Source organism: Wenxinia marina DSM 24838 (genome assembly GCF_000379485.1).
GTDB lineage: Bacteria > Pseudomonadota > Alphaproteobacteria > Rhodobacterales > Rhodobacteraceae > Wenxinia > Wenxinia marina.
Window position 1 is genome coordinate 48,046 of sequence record NZ_KB902316.1, and the last position, 21,258, is coordinate 69,303.

The following is a 21,258-nucleotide window of genomic DNA, read 5'->3' on the forward strand; positions in this document are numbered from 1 at the left end:
GCGTCACAGGAGGCGCGGCGGTCCGTCCTGCGGCAGCGGCGCCTCGGAGAGGACGCCGGCGGGCAGCCCGATCAGCAGGAGCGGACAAGGGTTGCCGACGCCGCGCAGCACCCGCTCCTCCAGCTTGGCCCAGTGCGTCGTGGCGGGGCCGAACTTGTCCTGCACGAACTTGCGGGCGAACGCCTCCGCGAAGGGCACGCCCCGCGCCACCTGCGCCGCCACCGCGTCGCGCTGCGCCCGGGTCCGGGTGCCGATGCCCAGCCGCTCCAGATCGGCCTCTCCCGACAGCCCCTGCCCCGCCATCCAGCCGCCGATCCGTTCCAGCATCGCCGCCTGCATCGACGCCCCCCGCGTGACGATCACGCCGAGCGAGATCGCCGACAGGGCGTGCAGCCGGTGGAAGTTCTCGAGGTCGCGATCGAAGAACGGATCCTTGTTGTTCCACTCGATCTCGAGGGCGAGCGTGCCGGCCTGTCCGAACCGCACGTGATCGACCTCGTGGCTCACGCCCTCCCGCTCGCGCCCGTCGACGATGGTCTGCACGGTGAAGCGATGCTTGCGCCAGCGCCGCTCGGCCAGTGCGCGGCGCAGCCTCTGCGTCTGCCCGCTCTCGCCGCCGCCGCCGCCCACCAGCTCGGCGAGGGTGATGCGGAAGGCGAGCAGCGCCTCGACCAGCTCGGCGGTCTCCTCGGGGAAATCGTGGGACAGGATGGCGGCGGCATGGTTGCGGGTCCGCACGTCGAACCCCGCCTCGGTCAGTCCATCGAACATGCAAGCGGCCCCCGCGTCCCTGCCCCAAGGTGGCGCGGGTCGCGGAGGCCGTCCAGAAGGTAAGGCCGGTTCAGGCGCGGCGGTTGCGGCGGAACAGGCGCTGGGCGATCTTCCAGATCGCGACGTACTTGAAGATCTTGCGCATGGCGGGCTCCTTTCGCGGGTCGTTCGGAGCCCAACGCCCGACGCCCCGGTTCAGTTCACCGCGCGTCAGTCCTCCGGCGGCAGTACCCGCAGGCGCAGCTCGCGCAGCTGTGCCGGCAGCGGCTCGCTCGGGGCGCCCATCATCAGGTCCTCGGCCCGCTGGTTCATCGGGAAGAGGATGACCTCGCGGATGTTCTCCTCGTCCGCCAGCAGCATCACGCAGCGGTCGATCCCGACCGCGCAGCCGCCGTGGGGCGGGGCGCCGTACTGGAACGCGTTCACCATACCGCCGAAACGCTTGCGCACCTCGTCCTCGCCGTAGCCCGCGATCTCGAACGCCTTGAACATGATCTCGGGCTTGTGGTTCCGGATCGCGCCCGAGATCAGCTCGTAGCCGTTGCAGGCGAGGTCGTACTGGAAGCCCAGCACCTTGAGCGGATCGCCCTGCAGCGCCTCCATCCCGCCCTGCGGCATCGAGAAGGGGTTGTGCGAGAAGTCGATCCCGCCCTCGTCGTCCTTCTCGTACATCGGGAAATCGACGATCCAGGCGAAGGCGAAGCGGTCCTTGTCCGTCAGCCCCAGCTCCTCGCCGATCACGGTCCGGGCCTTGCCGGCCACCCGCTCGAACGAGGACGGCTTGCCGCCGAGGAAGAACGCCGCATCGCCGACGCCGAGGCCGAGCTGCTGGCGGATCGCCTCGGTCCGTTCGGGGCCGATGTTCTTGGCCAGCGGGCCGGCGGCTTCGGGATCGTCAAGATCGGGAAAATGAACTCGCTGAATCGTCGCAGCTTCATGTCTATCGAGGGGATCACCGCTCTCAATAAGCTTCTTTACCTCAGTGAGCTTTGCGGCACGATCATGTTGTTCATTGACTTCGTAAGTGTGACAGAACCGTTCGTAGTCTTTTTCGTTGACCGCTTTAGCAGTCAGCCACTTCTTAATTTCCTCGCCGACTATTTCAGATTCCGTACGCTGACGCCAGAAGATGTAGCCCATCCCCGGCAGCCCTTCCTTCTGGGCGAAGGCGTTCATCCGGTCGCAGAACTTGCGCGAGCCGCCGCCGGGCGCCGGGATCGCGCGGATCTCGGTCCCCTCCTGCTCCAGCAGCTTGGCGAAGATGGCGAAGCCGGAGCCGGCGAAGTGCTCGCTCACCACCCGCATCTTGATCGGGCAGCGCAGATCCGGCTTGTCGGTCCCGTACCACAGCGCGGCATCGGCATAGGAAATCTGCGGCCAGACCGTGTCGACCGCCCGGCCGCCGCCGAACTCCTCGAACACGCCCTGGATCACCGGCTGGATCGTGGCGAAGACGTCGTCCTGGGTGACGAAGCTCATCTCCATGTCGAGCTGGTAGAAGTCGGTGGGCGAACGGTCGGCACGCGGGTCCTCGTCGCGGAAGCAGGGGGCGATCTGGAAGTACTTGTCGAAGCCCGACACCATCAGCAGCTGCTTGAACTGCTGCGGCGCCTGCGGCAGCGCGTAGAACTTGCCCGGATGCAGGCGCGACGGCACCAGGAAGTCGCGTGCGCCCTCGGGCGACGAGGCGGTGATGATCGGCGTCTGGTACTCGCGGAACGACTGGTCCCACATCCGCTGCCGCATCGAGCGCACGACGTCCGAGCGCAGGGTCATGTTCTTCTGCATGGCCTCGCGCCGCAGGTCGAGGTAGCGGTACCGCAGGCGCGTCTCCTCGGGATATTCCTGGTCGCCGAAGACCTGCAGCGGCAGCTCCTTGGCGGCGCCCAGCACCTCGATCCCGCGGACGAAGACCTCGATCTCGCCGGTCGGGATCTTGGGGTTCACCAGTTCGGGGTCGCGGGCCTTCACCTCGCCGTCGATGCGGATGCACCACTCGGCGCGGACCTTCTCGACCTCGGCGAATGCGGCCGAGTCCGGGTCGCACAGGACCTGCGTCACGCCGTAATGGTCGCGCAGGTCGATGAAGAGGATGCCGCCGTGGTCGCGCACGCGGTGGACCCAGCCGGCCAGGCGGACCGTCTCGCCCACGTTGCCGGCGTTCAGCGCGGCGCAGGTGTGGGTGCGGAATGGATGCATGGCCTCGGCTCCTTGCGGGGAAACGCGGCCGATACATCGCGCGGGGGGCGGGAAGTCAAGCGCTCTGGCCTCTCGGGGGCAGAGGTCTATGGTGCACCGAAAAGACGTGACGAGCCGACCATGTGGACTGACCTCTTCCACCGCGCGATGTCCCGCTTCATCCGGGACGGCGCCCTCACCATCGACTATCCCGACGGCACCCGCCGCGCCTACGGCGACGGCAGCGGCCCGCCCGTCCTGATGCGGATCACCGATCCCGCCCTGCTCCGCGAGATCCTCCTCAAGCCCGAGCTGGCCCTGGGCGAGGGCTACGTCGACGGCGGCTGGGACCTCGGCGAGGGCACGCTGGCCGACTTCTTCAAGGTCGTGCTGAGCAACCAGCGCGCCGGCCGGCTGCCGAAGGCGATGGAGGTCTGGGGCGCGCTGCTGCGGCCGGCGCAGAAGTTCATCGCCCACAACCGCATCTCGGCGGCGCGCGCCAACGTGCACCACCATTACGACCTGTCGGGCGCGCTCTACGACCTCTTCCTCGACGCCGACCGGCAGTATTCCTGCGCCTACTTCGCCCGGCCGGACATGACGCTGGAGGAGGCGCAGGAGGCCAAGAAGCACCACATCGCTCGCAAGCTGCGGATCGAGCCGGGGATGCGGGTCCTCGACATCGGCTGCGGCTGGGGCGGGATGGCGCTGACGCTGGCGCGGGACTACGGGGCCGAGGTGGTGGGCGTCACGCTCTCGACCGAGCAGCTGAAGGTCGCGACCGAGCGGGCGACGGCAGCGGGCCTCGGCGGGCGGATCGACATCCGGCTGCAGGACTACCGCGAGCTGACGGGGCAGTTCGACCGCATCGTCTCGGTCGGCATGTTCGAGCATGTGGGCTTGCCGCATTACGGCACCTACTTCGGCGCGGTGAAGCGGCTGATGGCGCCGGGCGGCGTCGCACTGATCCACACGATCGGCGTCGCCGGCCCGCCGCAGGCGACGGGCGAGTGGATCCGGCGCTACATCTTTCCCGGCGGCTACCTGCCCTCGCTGTCCGAGGTGGTCCGCGCCATCGAGAAGGCCGACCTGCCGATCGCCGACATCGAGATCCTGCGCAACCATTACGGCCACACGCTGCGGCACTGGGCCGACCGCTTCGAGGCGCACGAGGACGAGGCCGAGCGGCTGTACGACGCGCGCTTCGTGCGGATGTGGCGCTACTACCTCGAAGCGTCCGGCGCGTCCTTCTTCTGGGGCCGGAACGTCAACTTCCAGGTCCAGATCGAGGCCCCCAAGGGCACGGTGCCGATCACCCGCGACTATCTCTACGCCGACGCCCCGGCCTGACCGACCCTTGGACGAGGGCCGCGCGAGGGGGGTTGAACCCCCTTCCGCCGCGACCCATAAGCAGCCCGATTTGCTCCACCGCTGCCGCCCGAGGTGACCGATGCCGAAACGGACCGACATCCGCTCGATCATGATCATCGGCGCGGGACCCATCGTCATCGGCCAGGCCTGCGAGTTCGACTACTCGGGCGCCCAGGCCTGCAAGGCGCTGCGGGAAGAGGGGTACCGGGTGATCCTGGTCAACTCCAACCCCGCGACGATCATGACCGACCCCGGCCTCGCCGACGCCACCTACATCGAGCCGATCACCCCCGAGATCGTGGCGAAGATCATCGAGAAGGAGCGCCCCGATGCCCTCCTGCCCACGATGGGCGGGCAGACCGGCCTCAACACCTCGCTCGCGCTGGAAGAGATGGGGGTGCTCGAAAAGTTCGGGGTCGAGATGATCGGCGCCCGGCGGGAGGCCATCGAGATGGCCGAGGACCGCAAGCTCTTCCGCGAGGCGATGGACCGGATCGGGCTGGAGAACCCCAAGGCCACCATCGTCACCGCGCCCAAGCTGCCGAACGGCAAGCGCGACCTCAAGGAGGGCGTGCGCCTCGCCCTGGAGGCGCTGGAGGAGATCGGCCTGCCCGCGATCATCCGCCCCGCCTTCACCCTCGGCGGCACCGGCGGCGGCGTCGCGTACAACCGCGCCGACTACGAGCATTACTGCCGCTCCGGCATGGACGCCTCACCAGTGGGGCAGATCCTCGTGGACGAGTCGCTCCTCGGCTGGAAGGAGTACGAGATGGAGGTGGTCCGCGACCGCGCGGACAACGCCATCATCGTCTGCTCGATCGAGAACGTGGACCCGATGGGCGTGCACACGGGCGACAGCATCACCGTGGCGCCCGCGCTGACGCTGACCGACAAGGAATACCAGATCATGCGCAACGGCAGCATCGCCGTCCTGCGCGAGATCGGGGTGGAGACCGGCGGGTCGAACGTCCAGTGGGCGATCAACCCCGAGGACGGCCGCATGGTCGTGATCGAGATGAATCCGCGCGTGTCGCGCTCCTCGGCGCTGGCGTCGAAGGCCACGGGCTTCCCGATCGCCAAGATCGCGGCCAAGCTCGCCGTCGGCTACACGCTGGACGAGCTCGACAACGACATCACCAAGGTGACGCCGGCCAGCTTCGAACCGACCATCGACTACGTCGTGACCAAGATCCCGCGCTTCGCCTTCGAGAAGTTTCCGGGCGCCAAGCCCGAGCTGACGACCGCCATGAAGTCGGTCGGCGAGGTCATGGCGATCGGCCGGACCTTCCACGAGTCGGTGCAGAAGGCGCTGGCGGGCCTCGAGACCGGCCTCACCGGCTTCGACGAGATCGCCATCCCCGGCGTGAAGGGAAAACCCGCCCCGGCCCCGAGCCGGGGCCCCGACCCGCAGGGCGCGGCGCCCGCAGACGGAGGCCCCGGCTCGGAGGCCGGGGCGGGTGCATCCCCCACCGCCGACGACCGCGCGGCCATCGTCAAGGCCCTCTCCGTCGCCACGCCCGACCGGCTGCGCACCATCGCCCAGGCGATGCGCCATGGCCTCAGCGACGACGACATCCAGGCGGTGACGAAGTTCGACCCCTGGTTCCTCGCCCGCATCCGCGAGATCGTCGCGGCCGAGGCCGAGGTCCGCAAGAGCGGCCTGCCGGTGACCGAAGAAGGCCTGCGCCGGCTCAAGATGCTGGGCTTCACCGACGCCCGCCTCGCCACCCTCACCGGCCGGACGGAAGAGAACGTGCGCCGCGCGCGCCTCAACCTCGGCGTCACCGCCGTGTTCAAGCGGATCGACACCTGCGCGGCCGAGTTCGAGGCGCAGACGCCGTACATGTATTCCACCTACGAGGCCCCCGCGATGGGCGACGTGGAATGCGAGAGCCGCCCGACGGGCGCCAAGAAGGTCGTGATCCTCGGCGGCGGCCCCAATCGCATCGGCCAGGGGATCGAGTTCGACTATTGCTGCTGCCACGCCTGCTTCGCGTTGTCGGACGTCGGCTACGAGACGATCATGATCAACTGCAACCCCGAGACCGTGTCGACCGACTACGACACCTCGGACCGCCTCTATTTCGAGCCGCTGACCTTCGAGCACGTGATGGAGATCCTGCGCGTCGAGCAGGAGAACGGCACGCTGCACGGCGTCATCGTCCAGTTCGGCGGCCAGACCCCGCTGAAGCTCGCTAACGCGCTGCACGACGCCGGCATCCCGATCCTCGGCACCACGCCCGACGCGATCGACCTCGCCGAGGATCGCGAACGGTTCCAGGACCTCGTGAACCGCCTCGGCCTCAAGCAGCCCCGCAACGGCATCGCCCATTCGGATGCCGAGGCGTTCCGCATCGCCGACCGCATCGGCTTCCCCCTCGTGATCCGCCCGTCCTACGTCCTCGGCGGCCGCGCGATGGAGATCGTGCGCGACCAGGCGAGCATCGAGCGCTACATCTCGGACGCCGTCGTGGTGTCGGGCAAGTCGCCGGTGCTGCTGGACAGCTACCTCTCCGGCGCGACCGAGGTCGACGTCGACGCGCTCTGCGACGGCGAGAACGTCCACGTCGCAGGCATCATGCAGCATATCGAGGAGGCAGGCGTCCATTCCGGCGACAGCGCCTGCTGCCTGCCGCCGCACACCCTGCCCAAGGCGGTGCTGGAGGAGATCGAGCGCCAGACCGTCGCCCTGGCCCGCGCGCTGCGCGTCGTCGGCCTGATGAACGTGCAGTTCGCGGTCAAGGCGAACGAGGCCGGCGAGGACGAGGTCTACCTGATCGAGGTGAACCCCCGCGCCAGCCGCACCGTGCCCTTCGTCGCCAAGGCCACCGACAGCGCCATCGCCTCCATCGCCGCCCGGTTGATGGCGGGCGAGCCGCTGTCGAACTTCCCGCTGCGGCCCCCTTACGAGAACGTCGGCTACGACACCGACCTTCCTTACGCCGACCCGATGACGCTCGCCGATCCGGCGATGCCCTGGTTCAGCGTGAAGGAGGCGGTGATGCCCTTCGCCCGCTTCCCCGGCGTCGACACCCTTCTCGGCCCCGAGATGCGCTCCACCGGCGAGGTGATGGGCTGGGACCGCTCGTTCCCCCGCGCCTTCCTCAAGGCGCAGATGGGCGCCGGCAACGTGCTGCCGCGCGAGGGCACGGTCTTCATCTCGATCAAGGACGAGGACAAGACGCCGCAGATGCGCGAGGCGGCCGAGATCGTGAGCACCCTCGGCATGGACATCCTCGCCACCCGCGGCACCGCGAAGTGGCTGAAGGAGGCAGGCATTCCTTGCGAGGTGGTGAACAAGGTCTACGAAGGCGGCCTGACCATCGTCGACCGCCTGAAGGACGGTCACGTCGGCCTCGTCTTCAACACGACCGAAGGCGCCGCAGCGGTCGAGGACAGCCGCTCCATCCGCGCCGTCGCCCTCTACGACAAGATCCCCTACTTCACGACCGCCGCCGCCGCCCACGCCGCCGCGCTGGCGATGAAGGCGCGGGAGGAAGGCGACGTGGGGGTCCGGTCGCTGCAGGCCTAGATATGAAAGATGGGGTGGGAACGCTCGCCGTCTTCCCACAAGATTGCCCTAAAGGCGTCAAGAGCCGCCGTGTTTTTGAAGTGAGGATAGTATCGCTTAACCTCGTCCAGCTGCTCTCCGTAGTCCTTTGCGAGATAGGCTGCCTCAGTCCCTTTCAAAAAGGCTTCCCAGGGGATCAGAAGGAATGTCGCGAAACACTCAGCTTCGACTTCTTCTAGTCTGTCCACGACCTGTTCAATCTGTCTGTCAGAACCAATCAATTGGGATCTGTTGCGCGCAAGTTCCTGAGGGGCGAGAAATATTGAATCGCCGCCCGCTAGCAAGCTAGCGTGCAAGAAATGATGGCCGACTTCGTGCGCTAGAACATGTCTCGCGAATGCAACGTCGCGCTCAGCGCTCCCTAACCGTTCTTCTTCGACGAGAAGCAAGTGGCCGTCTGGACCTACCGTCATGCATGCGAAGGCACCTGAGAATACAGGAGGAAGGTGTTCGACGGCCTCCCAATCGAACGCCAAATCAGAGGCTGCCAGATGCTCCAAAAAGCGGCCAACCTTCAATCTACTCAATTCTCCGGCTCCAGCGTCTGACCTAATTCGTCCAGCGAGGATACAAATTTCGGCGAAGCGCTTTGGCGTTAGAGAGGGCCGCTTGCCCCTTCGTGATCTCGGAGCAATTGATCGAGTGCTGGAAAACAACAGTGCATTTACTCTCTCTCCTGTTTCACGCTCAAGAATGCTCTGGATTTCTGCAATCGCCTTCGGAGAAATGCGATCTCGAAAAGAGTCGAGCATAGCCAGCAGCGGAGGGCAAGAAGAGTCACGACCCGAATGCAATCGGTGAGAATCTGAGAACTCAGCTAGCTTCCGAAGTTCATGAGCATCTTCACCTGAGCAGCTAAGTACTCTGATGTAGGCACCTACTATGTCATCGTTTATCGATGTTCGCCCGCACTCGAGATTACACACGCGGGATGGAGAAACTGAGATGGAGTCAGCGAACTCACTCAGGCTCAGCGCGCGCCTCGCCCTCAACTCTTGAGCAAATCGGCCAAACCCGGTGCGCATGAGCTACCTCCTGGCGTCTCTTTACCACATTTCGGTAAAACGTCAAGATCGTGGGGCGGCAGATCGAGCTTGCACAAAACCTAGGGCAGGATCTCTCCCAGCGTCTGCTGCGTCGCGCCAACCCCGCATTCGTCCGCCACGGCCTCGTCCGCGCCGTCCAGGCTGAACGTCGCCGTGCGGCCGTCATCGAACGTCACCGTCACCGTCACCGCGTCGCCGTCCCGCAGGCGCTGGGCGATCTCGATCAGGTAGCCGGCCTCCACCGCCGTGTCGCTGCCCAGGAAGCCGCCGAGGTCGAGGGGGACCGCGACGGGCTGCGCGTCGTTGAAGGCGAAGATGACGGGGCCGGCGGCGTTCGGCGGGGCGCCGGCCAGCTCGACGAAGAGCGTGGAGCCGAAGGCGGCGCCGAGCGAGCAGCCCCAGACCATGCGGTTCCCCTCCCCGGCCGAGACCGAGCTTTCGAGGAAGCCCTGCCCGAATCCGTCGTCGGTCCAGAGCCCCTCGCCCGCCGCGGCGGCACTGCCGGTGGCGGCGAGGAGGGCGGCTGCCCGGGCGCCTCTCAGGACGGTTGTCATCCGGCGTTGCATCGGTCCACCCTTCCCCTGCCTGTCCGCGCGAAAGGAAACGCCATGCGCCCCCTCCCGTTCCTCGTCCTCGCCGCCCCGCTCGTCGCCGCCTGCGCGGCCGAGCCCGAGGGCCTGCCCTTCTTCGGCGACGGCTACCGCGCGCCCGGCGATCCCTGCCTGCGGGTCGGCGAGAACGAGTTCACCAACCAGTTCCTCGACGATTCGTCCGACCTCGTCGGCTGTCCCCGGGACATGGAGAATCTCGGCGTCTTCGTGACCGAGACCGGCGCGGTGCTGGTCGCCCAGACCGAGGACGCGAACCTCTATTCCGTGCCGCTGCGCTGACTTGCCCCCTGCCCCGTTGCGGGGCAAACCGCCGCCATGGCCAAGCTCTACTTCAACTACTCGACGATGAACGCCGGCAAGTCGACGCTGCTGCTGCAGGCGTCGCACAACTACCTCGAGCGGGGGATGGCGACGTACCTCCTGACGGCGCGCTTCGACGACCGCGCGGGCCCCGGCCGGATTGCCAGCCGGATCGGCATCGCCCAGCCGGCGGACACCTACGGGCCCGGCGACGACCTCTTCGAGATGCTGCAGACGCGGCTGCGGTCCGGGCCGTGTCATTGCGTCTTCCTCGACGAGGCGCAGTTCCTGACCGAGGCGCAGGTCTGGCAGCTCGCCCGTGCGGTGGACGACCTGCGCGTGCCGGTCATGTGCTACGGCCTGCGGACGGATTTCCGGGGCGCGCTGTTCCCCGGCTCCGCCGCGCTGCTGGCGCTGGCCGACGAGATGCGGGAGGTGCGGACGATCTGCCATTGCGGCCGCAAGGCGACGATGGTGATCCGCCGCGCCGCCGACGGCACGGTCGTCACCGCCGGCGCCCAGGTCGAGATCGGCGGCAACGACCGCTACGTCGCGCTCTGCCGCGTGCACTGGCGGGAGGCGGTGGGGGATCGGTAGACGGACGGCCAGAGATCGCCCCGCCCCGGCCCCGAGCCGGGGCCCCGACGAACCCTGGCACCTTCCCCAGCGAGGTCCCGGGTCAAGCCCGGGACGGATCGGTTCTGAGGGCGACGGAGGGCGGCGTCTGGCCGCGGTCAGACGCTCCGACGCTCCGGTAGAGGAGATTTATGGCGCGGCCCCGCACGACCCTCAGCGTCTCGCTGGTGGCGAGGAAGCGTCTGGCCGGGGGGCGGCCAGACGCTGCCCGGGCCGCTTACGCGGCTGAGTCCGGGCGGGCTGCTCCCACGTGAGCCTCCGCGGGACAATCGCAGTCGGTTGCACCCGCCCTACACGCCCTCTTTCAGCACATCCGCGCGCCGTCCGGCACCGCGCCGTCCGGGCCGATCAGTACCACCGCCCCGTCCTCATCGTGGACGCCGAGCACCAGCACCTCCGACCGCACCGGGCCGATCTGGCGCGGCGGGAAGTTCGTGACCGCCAGCACACGGCGCCCGACCAGCGCCTCGGGCGTGTAATGAACCGTGATCTGGGCCGAGCTCTTCTTCTCGCCGATCTCCGGCCCGAAATCGATCCACAGCCGGTAGGCGGGCTTGCGCGCCTCCGGGAACGGCTCGGCCCGCACCACGGTCCCGACCCGGATGTCGACCCTGTCGAAGTCGTCCCAGGTGATCTCAGCCATTCGCCAGCTCCCGCCCTCGCCGCGCCGCCGCCGCGACCGCACGCCGCATCAGCGGCGGCAGGCCGGCCTCGTCGTCCATCAGCACCTCCAGCGCCGCCTGCGTCGTGCCGTTCGGCGAGGTCACGTTGACCCGCAGCTGCCCCGGCGCCTCGTCCGACGCCTCGGCCAGGGCGCCCGCGCCCGCCACCGTCGCCTTCGCCAGCGCCAGCGCGAGATCCGGGGCCAGCCCCTCGGCCTCGCCCGCTGCGGCCATCGTCTCGATCAGGTGGAACACGTAGGCGGGGCCCGAGCCGGATACCGCGGTCACCGCGTCCATCTGCGCCTCGTCCTCCAGCCGCACCACCTGGCCCACGGCCGAAAGCAGCGCCTCGGCCAGATCCAGATGCGCCGCCGTCGCCGCCGCGTTGCCGACGATCGCCGTGATCCCGCGGCCGACCGCCGCCGGCGTGTTCGGCATCGCCCGGACGATCGGCGCCGCGTCCCCGAAGGCCCGTCCGAACGTCGCCAGCGTGGTCCCCGCCGCCACCGAGATGTAGAGCGTCCCGCCCCCGCCCAGCGCCTGCAGCGCCGGCAGCGCCTCGCCCATCATCTGGGGCTTCACGGCGATCAGCGCGACCGCCGGGTCGTCCGGCAGCGCCTCGTTCAGCCGCACGCCGCGGGAGGACAGCCAGTCCGACGGCCCCGGGTCGATCACCGTGACGGAGGACGGAGGCAGCCCCCGCTCCAGCCAGCCGGCCAGCATCGCCGAGCCCATCCTGCCGCAGCCGAGCAGCACCAGCCCGCGCCGCGCCACCTCGTCCATGCCCATTGTCGCCTCCTGTCCCCGGATCGGGCGCGACCCTAGGGGGCGCGTTCCGCCCCCGCAAGCGGCCGGACGCGGCACGTGCCATGCGAAACGGCCGGGGAGGTCCCCGGCCGTCCTTCGGTCACCCATGTCGGTCGTGCGGAGGCGTTCGCCGGCGGACCGGCAGGCTCCCCCGCCACCCTGCCCGACTCGTCAGGCCGTCCCGTAGGTGTGGCCGATCGCCACCTGCACGGCGTCGGAGGGCGCGCGGTTGCCCCAGGTGACCAGCTGGAACGCCGGGTAGTACCTCTCGCAGGACATCACCGCCGCGCCGATCATCGTGTCGATCTGCTCGGGCCCCGCCATCTGCTCGCCCGCCAGGACGAGGCCGTAGCGGTAGACCATCATCTTCTGCTGCCCCCACCAGGTGAAGCCGCCGGCCCAGCACTGGTCGTTCACCTCGTTCAGCGCCTCGAAGAGTTCCGGCATCCGCTCCTCCGGCGGCTCCATCTCGAAGGTGCAGATGAGGCGCAGCGTCTCGTCATAGGCCGACCAGGCGAGCGTGATGGAGTAGGTGCGCCACTGGCCCTCGACCGCCATCGCGATCTGGTCGTCCGCGATGCGGTCGAACTCCCACGCATGGTGCTCGGCGATGTGCTCCACCACGTCGATCGGGTGGATGTCGCCATGGTCGTCGAACTGTTCGGACAATGCCATCTGCTCGGCCTCTTCTGCTCTGCGCCGAGACGTTGGACCGCCCCTAGCGCTGGGTGCCTGCTCAAGGGACGGTGGGGTTTTCCATCCGCCCCTACGAGATATGGTGAGGGCCGTATGGGGGTCTGTAAAGCACTTTCTTGGGGATAAGGCGGGCCGCCGGGCACAAATGCCGCCCCTTGCCTCCACGGCGGGCGGGCCTAGGCTCGCGCCGACCCGAACGGAGCCAACGCCATGAACATCGACCTCCTCCAGCGCCTGTGCGAGACCCCCGGCGTGCCCGGCCGCGAAGAGCGCGTGCGCGCCCTGATCGAGGCAGAGGTGGCGGACCTCTTCGACCATGTCGAGACGGACGCGATGGGCACGCTGCTGTGCCGCCGCGACGGCAAGGACAAGCACGCGCCGAAGGTCATGCTTCTGTGCCACATGGACGAGATCGGCTTTCTCGTCAGCCACGTCAGCGACAAGGGCTGGCTGTACCTGCAGCCGGTCGGCGGGTTCGATCCGCGCAACCTGTTCTCGCGCCGGGTGCTCGTCTGCACCGAGGACGGCGACCTCAAGGGCGTGATGAACCCCGGCGGCAAGCCGGTCCACATCTCGTCCCCCGAAGACCGCAAGAAGGTGCCGGAGGTGGGCGAGTTCTACGTCGATACCGGCCTCGGCGAGGCGGTGAAGGAGCGGGTGCGCGTCGGCGACTACGTGGTGATGGACGAGCCGTTCCTCGAGATGGGCGACAAGGTGGTGTCCAAGGCGCTCGACAACCGCATCGCCTGCTGGCTGGGGATCGAGGCGATCCGCGGCCTGAAGAAGAAGGAAGGCCGAGGGGCCGAGATCCACGTCGCCTTCACCGTGCAGGAGGAGGTCGGCCTGCGCGGCGCCAGGACCGCCGCCTACAAGGTGCGCCCGGACATCGGCCTCGGCATCGACGTCACGCTCGCCTGCGACACGCCCGGCGTGCCGGACCAGCTGCGCACGACCGAGCAGGGCAAGGGCTTCGGCCTGCATGTGCGGGATTCGTCCTTCATCGCCGACAAGCGGCTGGTGGCCGAGATCGAGGCGCTCTCGAAGGACAGGGGCATCCCCTACCAGCGCACCATGCTCGCCGCCGGCGGGCAGGACGGCGCGGCGGCGCAGCAGGCCGCGGCCGGGGCGCGGGCCGTGGGGATCGTGGTCGGCACGCGGTACATCCACACGGTGACCGAGATGGCCGACAAGACCGACCTCAAGGCCGCCCGCGACATCCTGACGGCGTACCTGGCGTCGATGTAGGGTGGGTGAAACCCACCTGGTGCGGGGCTAAAAGGACCCGCGGCGTCAAAGCCCGATGGGGTTCCCCTTCGCGGAACCACAGCGAAGTGCCCCGCCCGGACTCAGCCGCGCAAGCGGCCCGGGCAGCGTCTGGCCGCCCCCCGGCCAGACGCTTCCTGGCCACCTGCGAGACGACAGGTCATGCGGGAGCGGCGAGATAAAGCGCCTGTACCGGAATGTCGGAGCGTCTGCCCGCGGCCGGACACTGCCCTCACGTAGCTCAATCTCCGTTCTCACGCTGCCCACGCCTCCCGCCGCTCGCGCACCGCCCCGCCCTCGACCGGCAGGACGAACCGGAAGCCCCGGCCCCGCTCGGTCGCCAGCCAGTCTCGGCTGCCTCCCGCCGCCGCGAGCTTGGTGCGGATGTGGTAGGTATAGACGTCGATCGCCCGCCGCGCCGGCGCGTCGCCGAAGCCGTAGACCCGGTCCATCAGCTCGTCCCGGCCCACCACGTCGCCGCGGCGCAGGACCAGCGATTCGAGGATCTCGTATTCCAGCCGCGCGAAGGGGATCCGCAGCCCCTCCACCCGCACCGACCGCGCCACCGGGTCCAGCGTCACCGGCCCGGCGACGACGGCGGGCGGCGCAAGTCCGGCGCCGCGCAGACCCAGCGCCACCAGCCGCGACGTCAGAGCGCCCTCCCCGCCGAGCAGGAGATCGGCCCCCGCCTCCCATAGCGCCCCCCGCTCCGCCGGCCCCGCGTCGAGGACGGCGACCGGCAGCCGCGGCGCCGCCGCCCGGACGCGCCGGAGCGCCTCGCCCGCGGCCGCGTCGGGCAGGTCGGCGTCCATGAGCGCCGCGTCCGCGCGCCCGTGCCGGGCCGCGTAGACAAGCTCCTCCGCGTCAGCGACGCGGGTCAGCGGGAAGCCGCGCCGCTCCAGATGGTTGGCGAGCGACTCGGCGCCCCAGGTGCAATCGGTGATCAGAAAGTGCATGTCGTCCGACCCTCGGCCAGGGAAAGGCGTCGGCCCCGCTTCGGGGGCGGCGGGCCGCGCCACCCAGGGGCGCCGGTTCCCGGCGTCGCGCTTCCGGCGACGGAGACAGACTAGCCTGCGGGATCGGGGTCCCGTCAAAGCCGGTCAAGGTTAACGCGCGGGGCCATTTCAGGGCAGCCGCCACGGTTTCGCCGTGATTCATGGGAGCGGAGATGGCGAGGTCAGCGCGATGCGGGGCCGGTCCTCATCGATGCGCTCGCCCCGGCCCGAGCCGGGGCCCTGACGAGATGGAGCACCTCGTCGTGCGAGGCCCCGGCTCGAGGCCGGGGCGGGCAGTCGCGGGGGCTCTCGACAACTCGATGGAGCCGCAAGACCGCGCGCTCCCTGGCGGGCGGCCTACCGCTGGATGGGTCTTCGACCCATCCCCGCCACGTCAATTCGCGTGCTTCGCCTCGAGCACCGCGATGCGCGCCTTCAGCGCCTCGTTCTCCTCGCGGGCCTTCTGGGCCATGCCGCGCACCGCCTCGAACTCCTCGCGGGTGACGAGGTCGCGGTCGGCGAGCCAGCGGTCCATCATGCCCTTGAAGGCGTTGTTCGCCTCGTCGCGGGCGCCCTGCGCCACGCCCATGGCGTTGGTCATCAGCTGCGACAGGTCGTCGAAGATGCGGTTGCGGCTCTGCATCGGTTCCTCCGGGGTCAGGTCGACACTGGATATGGGTCGCAGGGCCCGTTGCCGCAAGCCGGATCGACCGCCGGCAGCGCCCGCAGGCCGGACGCGGCGCCCCCCGAGCCGCGTTGACACTCCGCCCCGCCCCCGCGATGGAGGAGGCGCGATGCAGACCGGCCTGCCCTTCCCCGACATCTCGCCCGAGGTGTTCAGCGTCACCCTCTGGGGCATGACCTTCGCCCTGCGCTGGTACGCGCTGGCCTACATCGCCGGCATCCTGATCGGCTGGCGCTTCGCGGTCGCCGCCCTCCGCCGGCCGCGGCTCTGGCGGAACGAGACGCCGCCGATGAGCACCGAGGCGTTCGAGAGCCTGCTGACCTGGATCATCGTCGGCATCATCGCCGGCGGCCGCCTCGGCTACGTGCTGTTCTACCAGCCCGGCTACTACCTCACCCACCCGGTCGAGATCCTGTATCTCTGGCAGGGCGGCATGTCGTTCCACGGCGGCTTCCTCGGCGTGCTGGCGGCCTTCACCATCTGGACCCGCGCGAACGGCGTGGCGTGGGGGCCGACAGCGGATCTCTGCGCCCTCGGCACGCCACCGGGTCTGCTGCTCGGGCGGCTCGCCAACTTCGTGAACGGCGAATTGTGGGGGCGGCCGACCGATCTGCCCTGGGGCGTGATCTTTCCCGGCGAGGCCGCGCAATCCTGCGCCACGCTGACGACCCTGTGCGCCCGGCACCCCAGCCAGCTGTACGAGAGCCTGCTGGAGGGCCTGATCCTCGGCGGCATCCTGCTCTACCTCGCCTTCCGCACCAGCGCCTTCAAGCGGCCCTGGCTGATCAGCGGCACCTTCCTCCTCGGCTACGGCCTCGCCCGCTTCGCGGTAGAGTTCGCCCGCCAGCCCGACGCGCAGTTCGTCTCGCTCGGCAACCCGCTCGGCCTCGCCCTGCAGGTGGGGGGCTGGGGGCTGACGATGGGACAGCTGCTGTCGCTGCCGATGATCGCGTTCGGCGTCTGGATGATCGTCAGGGCGCGCCGGCGGGCGGCATGACGGCGCTCGGCGAGAGGATCGCCGCGCGGATCGCGGCCGGGGGGCCGATCCCGCTGGCCGACTACATGACGGCCTGCCTGCACGACCCTCGGGACGGCTACTACGCGACGCGCGATCCGCTCGGCGCCGCGGGCGATTTCGTGACCGCGCCCGAGATCAGCCAGATGTTCGGCGAACTTCTCGGCCTCGCCCTCGCGCAGGCCTGGCTGGATCAGGGCGCGCCGGGGCGCATCCTGCTGGCCGAGCTGGGGCCGGGCCGGGGCACGATGATGCAGGACGTGCTGCGGGCGACGAGGGGCGTGCCCGGCTTCGCGGACGCTGCCGCCCTCAACCTCGTCGAGACCTCGCCCGCGCTCCGCCGCCAGCAGGCGGAACGACTGCCCGGCGCGACCTTCCACGACCGGATCGACACCCTGCCCGAGGCGCCGCTGTTCCTGCTGGCGAACGAGTTCTTCGACGCCCTGCCCGTCCGCCAGTTCGTCCGCGACGGCGCCGGCTGGCGCGAGCGGATGGTGGGGCTGGAGGAGGGCCGCCTCGCCTTCGGCCTCGGCCCCGCCGCGCCGCTGGAGGCGCTGGCGTACCGGCTGGACGACACCGCCGACGGCGACCTCGTCGAGGTGGCGCAGGGCCTCCCCGCGATTGCGGGCGAGATCGGCAGGCGGCTCGACGCCCATGGCGGCGCGGCGCTGATCGTCGATTACGGCGACTGGCGCAGCCTCGGCGACACGTTGCAGGCGCTGGCGGGCCACCAGCGCACCGACCCGCTCGCCGCCCCCGGTGCGGCCGACCTCACCGCGCATGTCGACTTCGAGGCTATCGCCCGCGCCGCCGCGCCGGCGGTCCCCACCCGCCTCGTCCCGCAGGGCACGTTTTTGCGCCGCCTCGGCATCGCGCAGAGGGCGGAGGCGCTGGGCGCCCGTCTGGACGGTGCCGCGAGGGAGGCGCACGAGGCGGCCCATCGGCGCTTGACCCTCCCCGGGGAGATGGGTCTCCTCTTCAAGGCGATGGGACTCACACGGCACGATGCACCACCTCCGCCGGGGTTCACGCGATGAGCCTCGACGTCATCACCTCGGACGTCCTGTCCGGCGTCCGGCACGGTTTCTTCGGCCGCGCCGGCGGCGCGTCGTCGGGCGTCTTCGCGGGGCTCAACTGCGGCTACGGCAGCTCGGACCAGTCCGAGGCGGTCACGATCAACCGCGCCCGCGTCGCCGGGGCGATGGGCGTCCCGCCCGAGGGGCTGGTCGGCGTGCACCAGGTCCATTCCGCCGACGTCGTGACGGTCGCCGCGCCCGGCGACGGCGGCACGAAGGCCGACGCGCTGGTCACCGACCGCACCGGCGTCGCGCTGTCGGTTCTCAGCGCGGACTGCGCGCCGGTCCTGTTCGCCGATCCCGAGGCGCAGGTGATCGGCGCCGCCCATGCCGGCTGGAAGGGCGCGCTCGGCGGGGTGCTGGAGGCGACGCTCGAGGCGATGGTCCTGCTGGGGGCCGAGCGGTCGCGGGTCCGTGCCGTCGTCGGCCCGACGATCAGCCAGCGCGCCTACGAGGTCGGCCCCGAGTTCCGCGAGACCTTCGGCGCCGAGGATTCCGACTCCGCGCGCTTCTTCGCCGCAGGAGAGGGCGACCGGCTGCACTTCGACCTGCCGGGCTACGCGCTGGCGCGGCTTCGCGCGGCGGGCGTGGCCGAGGCGGCCTGGACGCAGCACTGCACCTACGCGGACCCGGCGCGATTCTTCTCCTACCGCCGTTCGGTCCATGCCCGCGAGGCCGATTACGGCCGCCTGATCGCCGCTATCGCGCTCTGACCCTCACACCGGTTTCGCGCGCTACGGGAAGTTCACCATATCGCGTGAAGCTCCTCCGGAGGACGGCCCCACCCCCTGTCCCGATCTTTCCCCGGCCCGGCCCCCGCGGCGCCCAACTTCCGCCCCGCCGCGGCGGAAGGCTGACGGGGAGGATGCGGCCGGGGAGGGCCGCCGAGACGAGGGAGACGCCCATGTCCCGCAGGGAAAAACGCTGGATCGCGCCCGCCGCGCACTGTGCCGCGACGCTTCGGACCCGCCTGCCGTGGCAGCGCGGCCTGCGGCGCGAGGCGTTCGTCGTGCGCCGCCGCGCCGCCGAGATCGCCGCCCGCCGGCTGGCCCTGCGCGCCATCCCCGCCGCCTGAGCGGCGGGGCGGCGCCGGCGATCAGTCCGCGACGACCTCCTGCCGCTGGCTGCCGAGGCCCTCGATCCCCAGCTCCATCACGTCGCCGGCCTTCAGGAAGCGCTGCGGCTTCATCCCGCTGCCGACGCCCGGCGGCGTGCCGGTGGAGATGACGTCCCCCGGCTGCAGCGACATGAACTGGCTGAGATAGCTCACGAGGTAGCGCACGCCGTAGACCATCGTCTGCGTCGAGCCGTCCTGCATCGTGTCGCCGTTCACCTTGAGCCACATGCCCAGCGCCTGCGGATCCGCGACCTCGTCCCGCGTCACCAGCCACGGCCCGAGCGGGCCGAAGCCGTCCGCGCTCTTGCCCTTGGTCCACTGGCCCGACCGCTCCTGCTGGAAGGCCCGCTCCGACACGTCGTTCGCCACGCAGTAGCCGGCGACGTGGTCCATCGCCTCGTCCTCGGAGACATACTTGGCGCGCTTGCCGATCACGACGGCCAGCTCGACCTCCCAGTCGGTCTTCTGCGAGCCGCGCGGGATCGGCACCGGGTCGTTCGGGCCGCAGACCGCGCTCGTCGCCTTCATGAAGATGATCGGCTCCGGCGGGACCTGCATCCCGCTCTCGGCGGCGTGGTCGGCGAAGTTGAGGCCGATGCAGATGACCTTGCCGATGCCGCCGACGCAGGGGCCGAGGCGCGTGCCCTCGGGCACCTGCGGCAGCACGGACGGATCGACCGCCCGCAGCATGGCGAGGCCGTGGTCCGACAGGACCGCGCCGCCGATGTCGGGCACCAGCCCCGTGAGATCCCGGATCGTCCCGTCCGGCGCCACCATCCCGGGCCGCTCGCGCCCCGTCTCTCCGTGCCGCACCAGTTTCATCGCCGCCCTCCTTCGCGTCCGCTGCCCGAGGGGTAGACCGCGACAAGCCGGCTTTGGCAAGCACCGGCGGCCGCCCGAATCAGACGCGGGCCGTCTGTCGTCGGACCCGGGACAATCCCGGCGGCGCACCCCCTGATTGCATCCGCGCTGCCGAACGATCGACGCCGTTCTTTGACAGATCGCATCGCCGCATGTACTTTGTCCTCTCGCGAAATCCATCTCCGGTTCTTCGGTGGGGGCCGAGCCGGAGCGCAACCGAAAGGTGCGCTGCCATGCCGTTGCCCCCGTCCGCCGCGTCCCCCGCGGCGCCCCCGGTCAATTCCGCGACCGGCCAGAGACATCGTCACGTCCCAGCCATGCGCCGGGTGGAGATTCTCTCCCTCGCCCAGAACGGCGACGTGAACGAGGCGATGCGCCTCGTCCCCGCCCTACCCGCCTTCGACGACGCCTTCGCGGCGCTCGCCCGCGGCACGATCCTGCCGACCGAGCGGGGGCACGTGGCGGTCGAGGATCTGCTTCCGGGCGACCGCGTCCGCTGTGGCCGCGACGGGTTCGAGACGCTGGTCTGGCGCGGCTCAACGATGGTCGTCCCCGGCGCCGCCGGCCAGGACCCGGCGATGGGCCGGCTGACCCGGATCGCCGCCGACTCGATGGGGATCGCCCGGCCGATGCCGGATCTCGTCCTCGGGCCGAAGGCGCGGCTCGTCCACCGGGCGCCGGGCATCCGCGTGCTGACGGGGCAGGAGGCGGCGCTGATCCCCGCCGCGGACTTCATCGACGGGATCCAGGTGGTCGCGCTGACGCCGGCGACCCCCGTCCAGGTCTTTCAACTCGGATTCCGCCAGCATGTCCGTCTCACCGCCAACGGCGTCGAGATCGAGAGTCATCATCCCGGGCCGGCCCACCTCACGGGGCTCAGGGCCGAGATGCTGCAGCTCTACCTGTCGTGCTTTCCCCACGTCGAGCGGCTGGAGGATTTCGGCGCGCCGATGCTGCCGCGCCTGCGGCGTGCGGATCTGGACCTGTTCGACGTCGCCTGAGCGGCCTCAGGCCTGCCGGGCGAGGCGCTCTTCGAGCACGTCGAACGGCACGCCCGGCGCGTCCTTGGCCTGCCGGATCACCAGCGACGTCTTGACCGAGGCGACGTTGGGCGCCGCCGTCAGCTGTTCGGTCAGGAAGGTCTGGAAGGTGCGCAGGTCGGGCGAGACGCACTTGAGGATGAAGTCCACCTCGCCGTTCAGCATGTGGCACTCGCGGACCAGCGACCAGTCGCGGCAGCGCGCCTCGAACGCCGAAAGGTCCGCCTCGGACTGCTTGGCGAGGCCGACCATCGCGAACACCTGCACCTCGAAGCCGAGGGTCCGGGGGTCGACGTCGGCGTGGTAGCCGCGGATGTAGCCCTGCTCCTCCAGCGCGCGGACCCGGCGCAGGCAGGGCGGGGCCGAGATGCCGACCCGGCTGGCGAGTTCGACGTTCGTCATGCGCCCGTCGTCTTGCAGTTCGGACAGGATCTTGCGGTCGATGTCGTCCAGACGCTGTCCCGGCATACGAGAGGTTCCTTGCTCAGATTCAGATGAATTTCTTACGCCGCCGCGGCGGATTGCGCAATAAAGTTTCCCTGTTGCGCAACATTGTT

21 protein-coding genes are annotated in these 21,258 nt (G+C 69.8%); 10 read left to right on the top strand and 11 right to left on the bottom strand.

Going from position 1 to position 21,258, the window contains the following annotated elements; translation table 11 throughout:
* Positions 1-3 precede the first annotated feature (3 nt).
* Both A37W_RS0120055 and aspS read right to left on the bottom strand, forming a co-directional pair.
* Positions 4-771, bottom strand: coding sequence for a BglII/BstYI family type II restriction endonuclease (locus tag A37W_RS0120055; RefSeq protein ID WP_018304844.1), 768 nt, complete (start codon positions 769-771; stop codon positions 4-6).
* Positions 772-981: 210 nt separating this feature from the next.
* Positions 982-2,970 carry an aspartate--tRNA ligase gene (aspS, locus tag A37W_RS0120060; RefSeq protein ID WP_018304845.1) on the bottom strand — a complete coding sequence of 663 codons (1,989 nt, stop codon included), beginning with the start codon at positions 2,968-2,970 and terminating at the stop codon, positions 982-984.
* A 120-nt stretch (positions 2,971-3,090) separates the two neighbouring features.
* On the opposite strand from aspS, the gene A37W_RS0120065 reads away from it, so the two are divergent.
* Both A37W_RS0120065 and carB read left to right on the top strand, forming a co-directional pair.
* The gene (locus A37W_RS0120065) at positions 3,091-4,299 is read left to right on the top strand and encodes an SAM-dependent methyltransferase (protein WP_018304846.1); all 1,209 of its coding nucleotides are present in this window, start codon (positions 3,091-3,093) and stop codon (positions 4,297-4,299) included.
* Between the two features lie 100 nt (positions 4,300-4,399).
* Complete coding sequence (carB, locus tag A37W_RS0120070; protein ID WP_018304847.1) at positions 4,400-7,852, top strand: carbamoyl-phosphate synthase large subunit; 3,453 nt, start codon at positions 4,400-4,402, stop codon at positions 7,850-7,852.
* On the opposite strand, the gene A37W_RS24465 is transcribed toward carB, so the two are convergent.
* Both A37W_RS24465 and A37W_RS0120075 read right to left on the bottom strand, forming a co-directional pair.
* Entirely contained in the window at positions 7,849-8,418 is a 570-nt protein-coding gene (locus A37W_RS24465) for an ImmA/IrrE family metallo-endopeptidase (protein ID WP_229666001.1), read from the bottom strand. The two genes, carB and A37W_RS24465, sit on opposite strands and share 4 nt — an antisense overlap.
* Positions 8,419-8,996: 578 nt before the next feature.
* Positions 8,997-9,491 (bottom strand): YfjT/YkfB family phage-associated protein, encoded by a 495-nt coding sequence (locus tag A37W_RS0120075; RefSeq protein WP_026198635.1) that lies wholly within the window; start codon positions 9,489-9,491, stop codon positions 8,997-8,999.
* Positions 9,492-9,545: 54 nt separating this feature from the next.
* Between A37W_RS0120075 and A37W_RS0120080 the strand changes: the two genes are divergently transcribed.
* Complete coding sequence (locus tag A37W_RS0120080; protein ID WP_018304849.1) at positions 9,546-9,827, top strand: hypothetical protein; 282 nt, start codon at positions 9,546-9,548, stop codon at positions 9,825-9,827.
* Positions 9,828-9,863: 36 nt separating this feature from the next.
* Entirely contained in the window at positions 9,864-10,445 is a 582-nt protein-coding gene (locus tag A37W_RS0120085) for a thymidine kinase (protein WP_018304850.1), read from the top strand.
* A 343-nt stretch (positions 10,446-10,788) separates the two neighbouring features.
* Here A37W_RS0120085 and A37W_RS0120090 read toward each other — a convergent pair whose 3' ends face one another.
* From A37W_RS0120090 to A37W_RS0120100, 3 genes are all read right to left on the bottom strand, one after another.
* Positions 10,789-11,127 carry a tRNA-binding protein gene (locus tag A37W_RS0120090; RefSeq protein ID WP_018304851.1) on the bottom strand — a complete coding sequence of 113 codons (339 nt, stop codon included), beginning with the start codon at positions 11,125-11,127 and terminating at the stop codon, positions 10,789-10,791.
* Entirely contained in the window at positions 11,120-11,935 is an 816-nt protein-coding gene (gene proC / locus A37W_RS0120095; protein ID WP_018304852.1) for a pyrroline-5-carboxylate reductase, read from the bottom strand. The genes A37W_RS0120090 and proC overlap by 8 nt, the downstream gene beginning before the upstream one ends.
* Positions 11,936-12,124: 189 nt before the next feature.
* Positions 12,125-12,628, bottom strand: coding sequence for a type III secretion system chaperone family protein (locus A37W_RS0120100; protein ID WP_018304853.1), 504 nt, complete (start codon positions 12,626-12,628; stop codon positions 12,125-12,127).
* 231 nt (positions 12,629-12,859) lie between these two features.
* On the opposite strand from A37W_RS0120100, the gene A37W_RS0120105 reads away from it, so the two are divergent.
* Positions 12,860-13,894 carry a M42 family metallopeptidase gene (locus A37W_RS0120105; RefSeq protein WP_018304854.1) on the top strand — a complete coding sequence of 345 codons (1,035 nt, stop codon included), beginning with the start codon at positions 12,860-12,862 and terminating at the stop codon, positions 13,892-13,894.
* A 272-nt stretch (positions 13,895-14,166) separates the two neighbouring features.
* Here A37W_RS0120105 and A37W_RS23060 read toward each other — a convergent pair whose 3' ends face one another.
* Positions 14,167-14,868, bottom strand: a complete 702-nt coding sequence (locus A37W_RS23060; protein ID WP_018304855.1) for a response regulator transcription factor — start codon at positions 14,866-14,868, stop codon at positions 14,167-14,169.
* Positions 14,869-15,301: 433 nt separating this feature from the next.
* Entirely contained in the window at positions 15,302-15,550 is a 249-nt protein-coding gene (locus tag A37W_RS0120115) for an accessory factor UbiK family protein (RefSeq protein ID WP_018304856.1), read from the bottom strand.
* 151 nt (positions 15,551-15,701) lie between these two features.
* Between A37W_RS0120115 and lgt the strand changes: the two genes are divergently transcribed.
* From lgt to A37W_RS23960, 4 genes are all read left to right on the top strand, one after another.
* Positions 15,702-16,589: a prolipoprotein diacylglyceryl transferase gene (lgt, locus tag A37W_RS0120120; RefSeq protein ID WP_018304857.1), complete on the top strand. Its 888-nt coding sequence runs from the start codon at positions 15,702-15,704 to the stop codon at positions 16,587-16,589.
* Complete coding sequence (locus A37W_RS0120125; RefSeq protein WP_018304858.1) at positions 16,586-17,644, top strand: class I SAM-dependent methyltransferase; 1,059 nt, start codon at positions 16,586-16,588, stop codon at positions 17,642-17,644. Before lgt ends, A37W_RS0120125 begins: the two co-directional genes overlap by 4 nt.
* Positions 17,641-18,396 carry a peptidoglycan editing factor PgeF gene (gene pgeF, locus A37W_RS0120130; RefSeq protein WP_018304859.1) on the top strand — a complete coding sequence of 252 codons (756 nt, stop codon included), beginning with the start codon at positions 17,641-17,643 and terminating at the stop codon, positions 18,394-18,396. The genes A37W_RS0120125 and pgeF overlap by 4 nt, the downstream gene beginning before the upstream one ends.
* 191 nt (positions 18,397-18,587) lie before the next feature.
* Entirely contained in the window at positions 18,588-18,758 is a 171-nt protein-coding gene (locus A37W_RS23960) for a hypothetical protein (protein WP_018304860.1), read from the top strand.
* Positions 18,759-18,779: 21 nt separating this feature from the next.
* Here the strand turns inward: A37W_RS23960 and A37W_RS0120140 are convergent, their stop codons facing one another.
* Positions 18,780-19,622: a fumarylacetoacetate hydrolase family protein gene (locus A37W_RS0120140; protein WP_018304861.1), complete on the bottom strand. Its 843-nt coding sequence runs from the start codon at positions 19,620-19,622 to the stop codon at positions 18,780-18,782.
* A 356-nt stretch (positions 19,623-19,978) separates the two neighbouring features.
* Between A37W_RS0120140 and A37W_RS0120145 the strand changes: the two genes are divergently transcribed.
* The gene (locus A37W_RS0120145) at positions 19,979-20,662 is read left to right on the top strand and encodes a Hint domain-containing protein (protein ID WP_018304862.1); all 684 of its coding nucleotides are present in this window, start codon (positions 19,979-19,981) and stop codon (positions 20,660-20,662) included.
* 6 nt (positions 20,663-20,668) lie between these two features.
* Here A37W_RS0120145 and A37W_RS0120150 read toward each other — a convergent pair whose 3' ends face one another.
* Positions 20,669-21,169 carry an Lrp/AsnC family transcriptional regulator gene (locus A37W_RS0120150; RefSeq protein ID WP_018304863.1) on the bottom strand — a complete coding sequence of 167 codons (501 nt, stop codon included), beginning with the start codon at positions 21,167-21,169 and terminating at the stop codon, positions 20,669-20,671.
* Positions 21,170-21,258: the final 89 nt, after the last annotated feature.

Excerpts from the sequence above, each read along its gene's own strand:
- pgeF (WP_018304859.1), top strand. The coding sequence starts at position 17,641 with ATGAGCCTCGACGTCATCACCTCGGACGTCCTGTCCGGCGTCCGGCAC.
- A37W_RS0120085 (WP_018304850.1), top strand. The coding sequence starts at position 9,864 with ATGGCCAAGCTCTACTTCAACTACTCGACGATGAACGCCGGCAAGTCG.
- A37W_RS0120065 (WP_018304846.1), top strand. The coding sequence starts at position 3,091 with ATGTGGACTGACCTCTTCCACCGCGCGATGTCCCGCTTCATCCGGGAC.
- A37W_RS0120145 (WP_018304862.1), top strand. The coding sequence starts at position 19,979 with ATGCGCCGGGTGGAGATTCTCTCCCTCGCCCAGAACGGCGACGTGAAC.
- proC (WP_018304852.1), bottom strand. The coding sequence starts at position 11,935 with ATGGGCATGGACGAGGTGGCGCGGCGCGGGCTGGTGCTGCTCGGCTGC.
- A37W_RS0120055 (WP_018304844.1), bottom strand. The coding sequence starts at position 771 with ATGTTCGATGGACTGACCGAGGCGGGGTTCGACGTGCGGACCCGCAAC.
- A37W_RS0120100 (WP_018304853.1), bottom strand. The coding sequence starts at position 12,628 with ATGGCATTGTCCGAACAGTTCGACGACCATGGCGACATCCACCCGATC.
- A37W_RS0120115 (WP_018304856.1), bottom strand. The coding sequence starts at position 15,550 with ATGCAGAGCCGCAACCGCATCTTCGACGACCTGTCGCAGCTGATGACC.
- A37W_RS0120140 (WP_018304861.1), bottom strand. The coding sequence starts at position 19,622 with ATGAAACTGGTGCGGCACGGAGAGACGGGGCGCGAGCGGCCCGGGATG.
- A37W_RS23060 (WP_018304855.1), bottom strand. The coding sequence starts at position 14,868 with ATGCACTTTCTGATCACCGATTGCACCTGGGGCGCCGAGTCGCTCGCC.
- A37W_RS0120090 (WP_018304851.1), bottom strand. The coding sequence starts at position 11,127 with ATGGCTGAGATCACCTGGGACGACTTCGACAGGGTCGACATCCGGGTC.
- carB (WP_018304847.1), top strand. The coding sequence starts at position 4,400 with ATGCCGAAACGGACCGACATCCGCTCGATCATGATCATCGGCGCGGGA.
- A37W_RS0120075 (WP_026198635.1), bottom strand. The coding sequence starts at position 9,491 with ATGACAACCGTCCTGAGAGGCGCCCGGGCAGCCGCCCTCCTCGCCGCC.
- A37W_RS0120125 (WP_018304858.1), top strand. The coding sequence starts at position 16,586 with ATGACGGCGCTCGGCGAGAGGATCGCCGCGCGGATCGCGGCCGGGGGG.
- aspS (WP_018304845.1), bottom strand. The coding sequence starts at position 2,970 with ATGCATCCATTCCGCACCCACACCTGCGCCGCGCTGAACGCCGGCAAC.
- A37W_RS0120150 (WP_018304863.1), bottom strand. The coding sequence starts at position 21,169 with ATGCCGGGACAGCGTCTGGACGACATCGACCGCAAGATCCTGTCCGAA.
- lgt (WP_018304857.1), top strand. The coding sequence starts at position 15,702 with ATGCAGACCGGCCTGCCCTTCCCCGACATCTCGCCCGAGGTGTTCAGC.
- A37W_RS0120080 (WP_018304849.1), top strand. The coding sequence starts at position 9,546 with ATGCGCCCCCTCCCGTTCCTCGTCCTCGCCGCCCCGCTCGTCGCCGCC.
- A37W_RS23960 (WP_018304860.1), top strand. The coding sequence starts at position 18,588 with ATGTCCCGCAGGGAAAAACGCTGGATCGCGCCCGCCGCGCACTGTGCC.
- A37W_RS0120105 (WP_018304854.1), top strand. The coding sequence starts at position 12,860 with ATGAACATCGACCTCCTCCAGCGCCTGTGCGAGACCCCCGGCGTGCCC.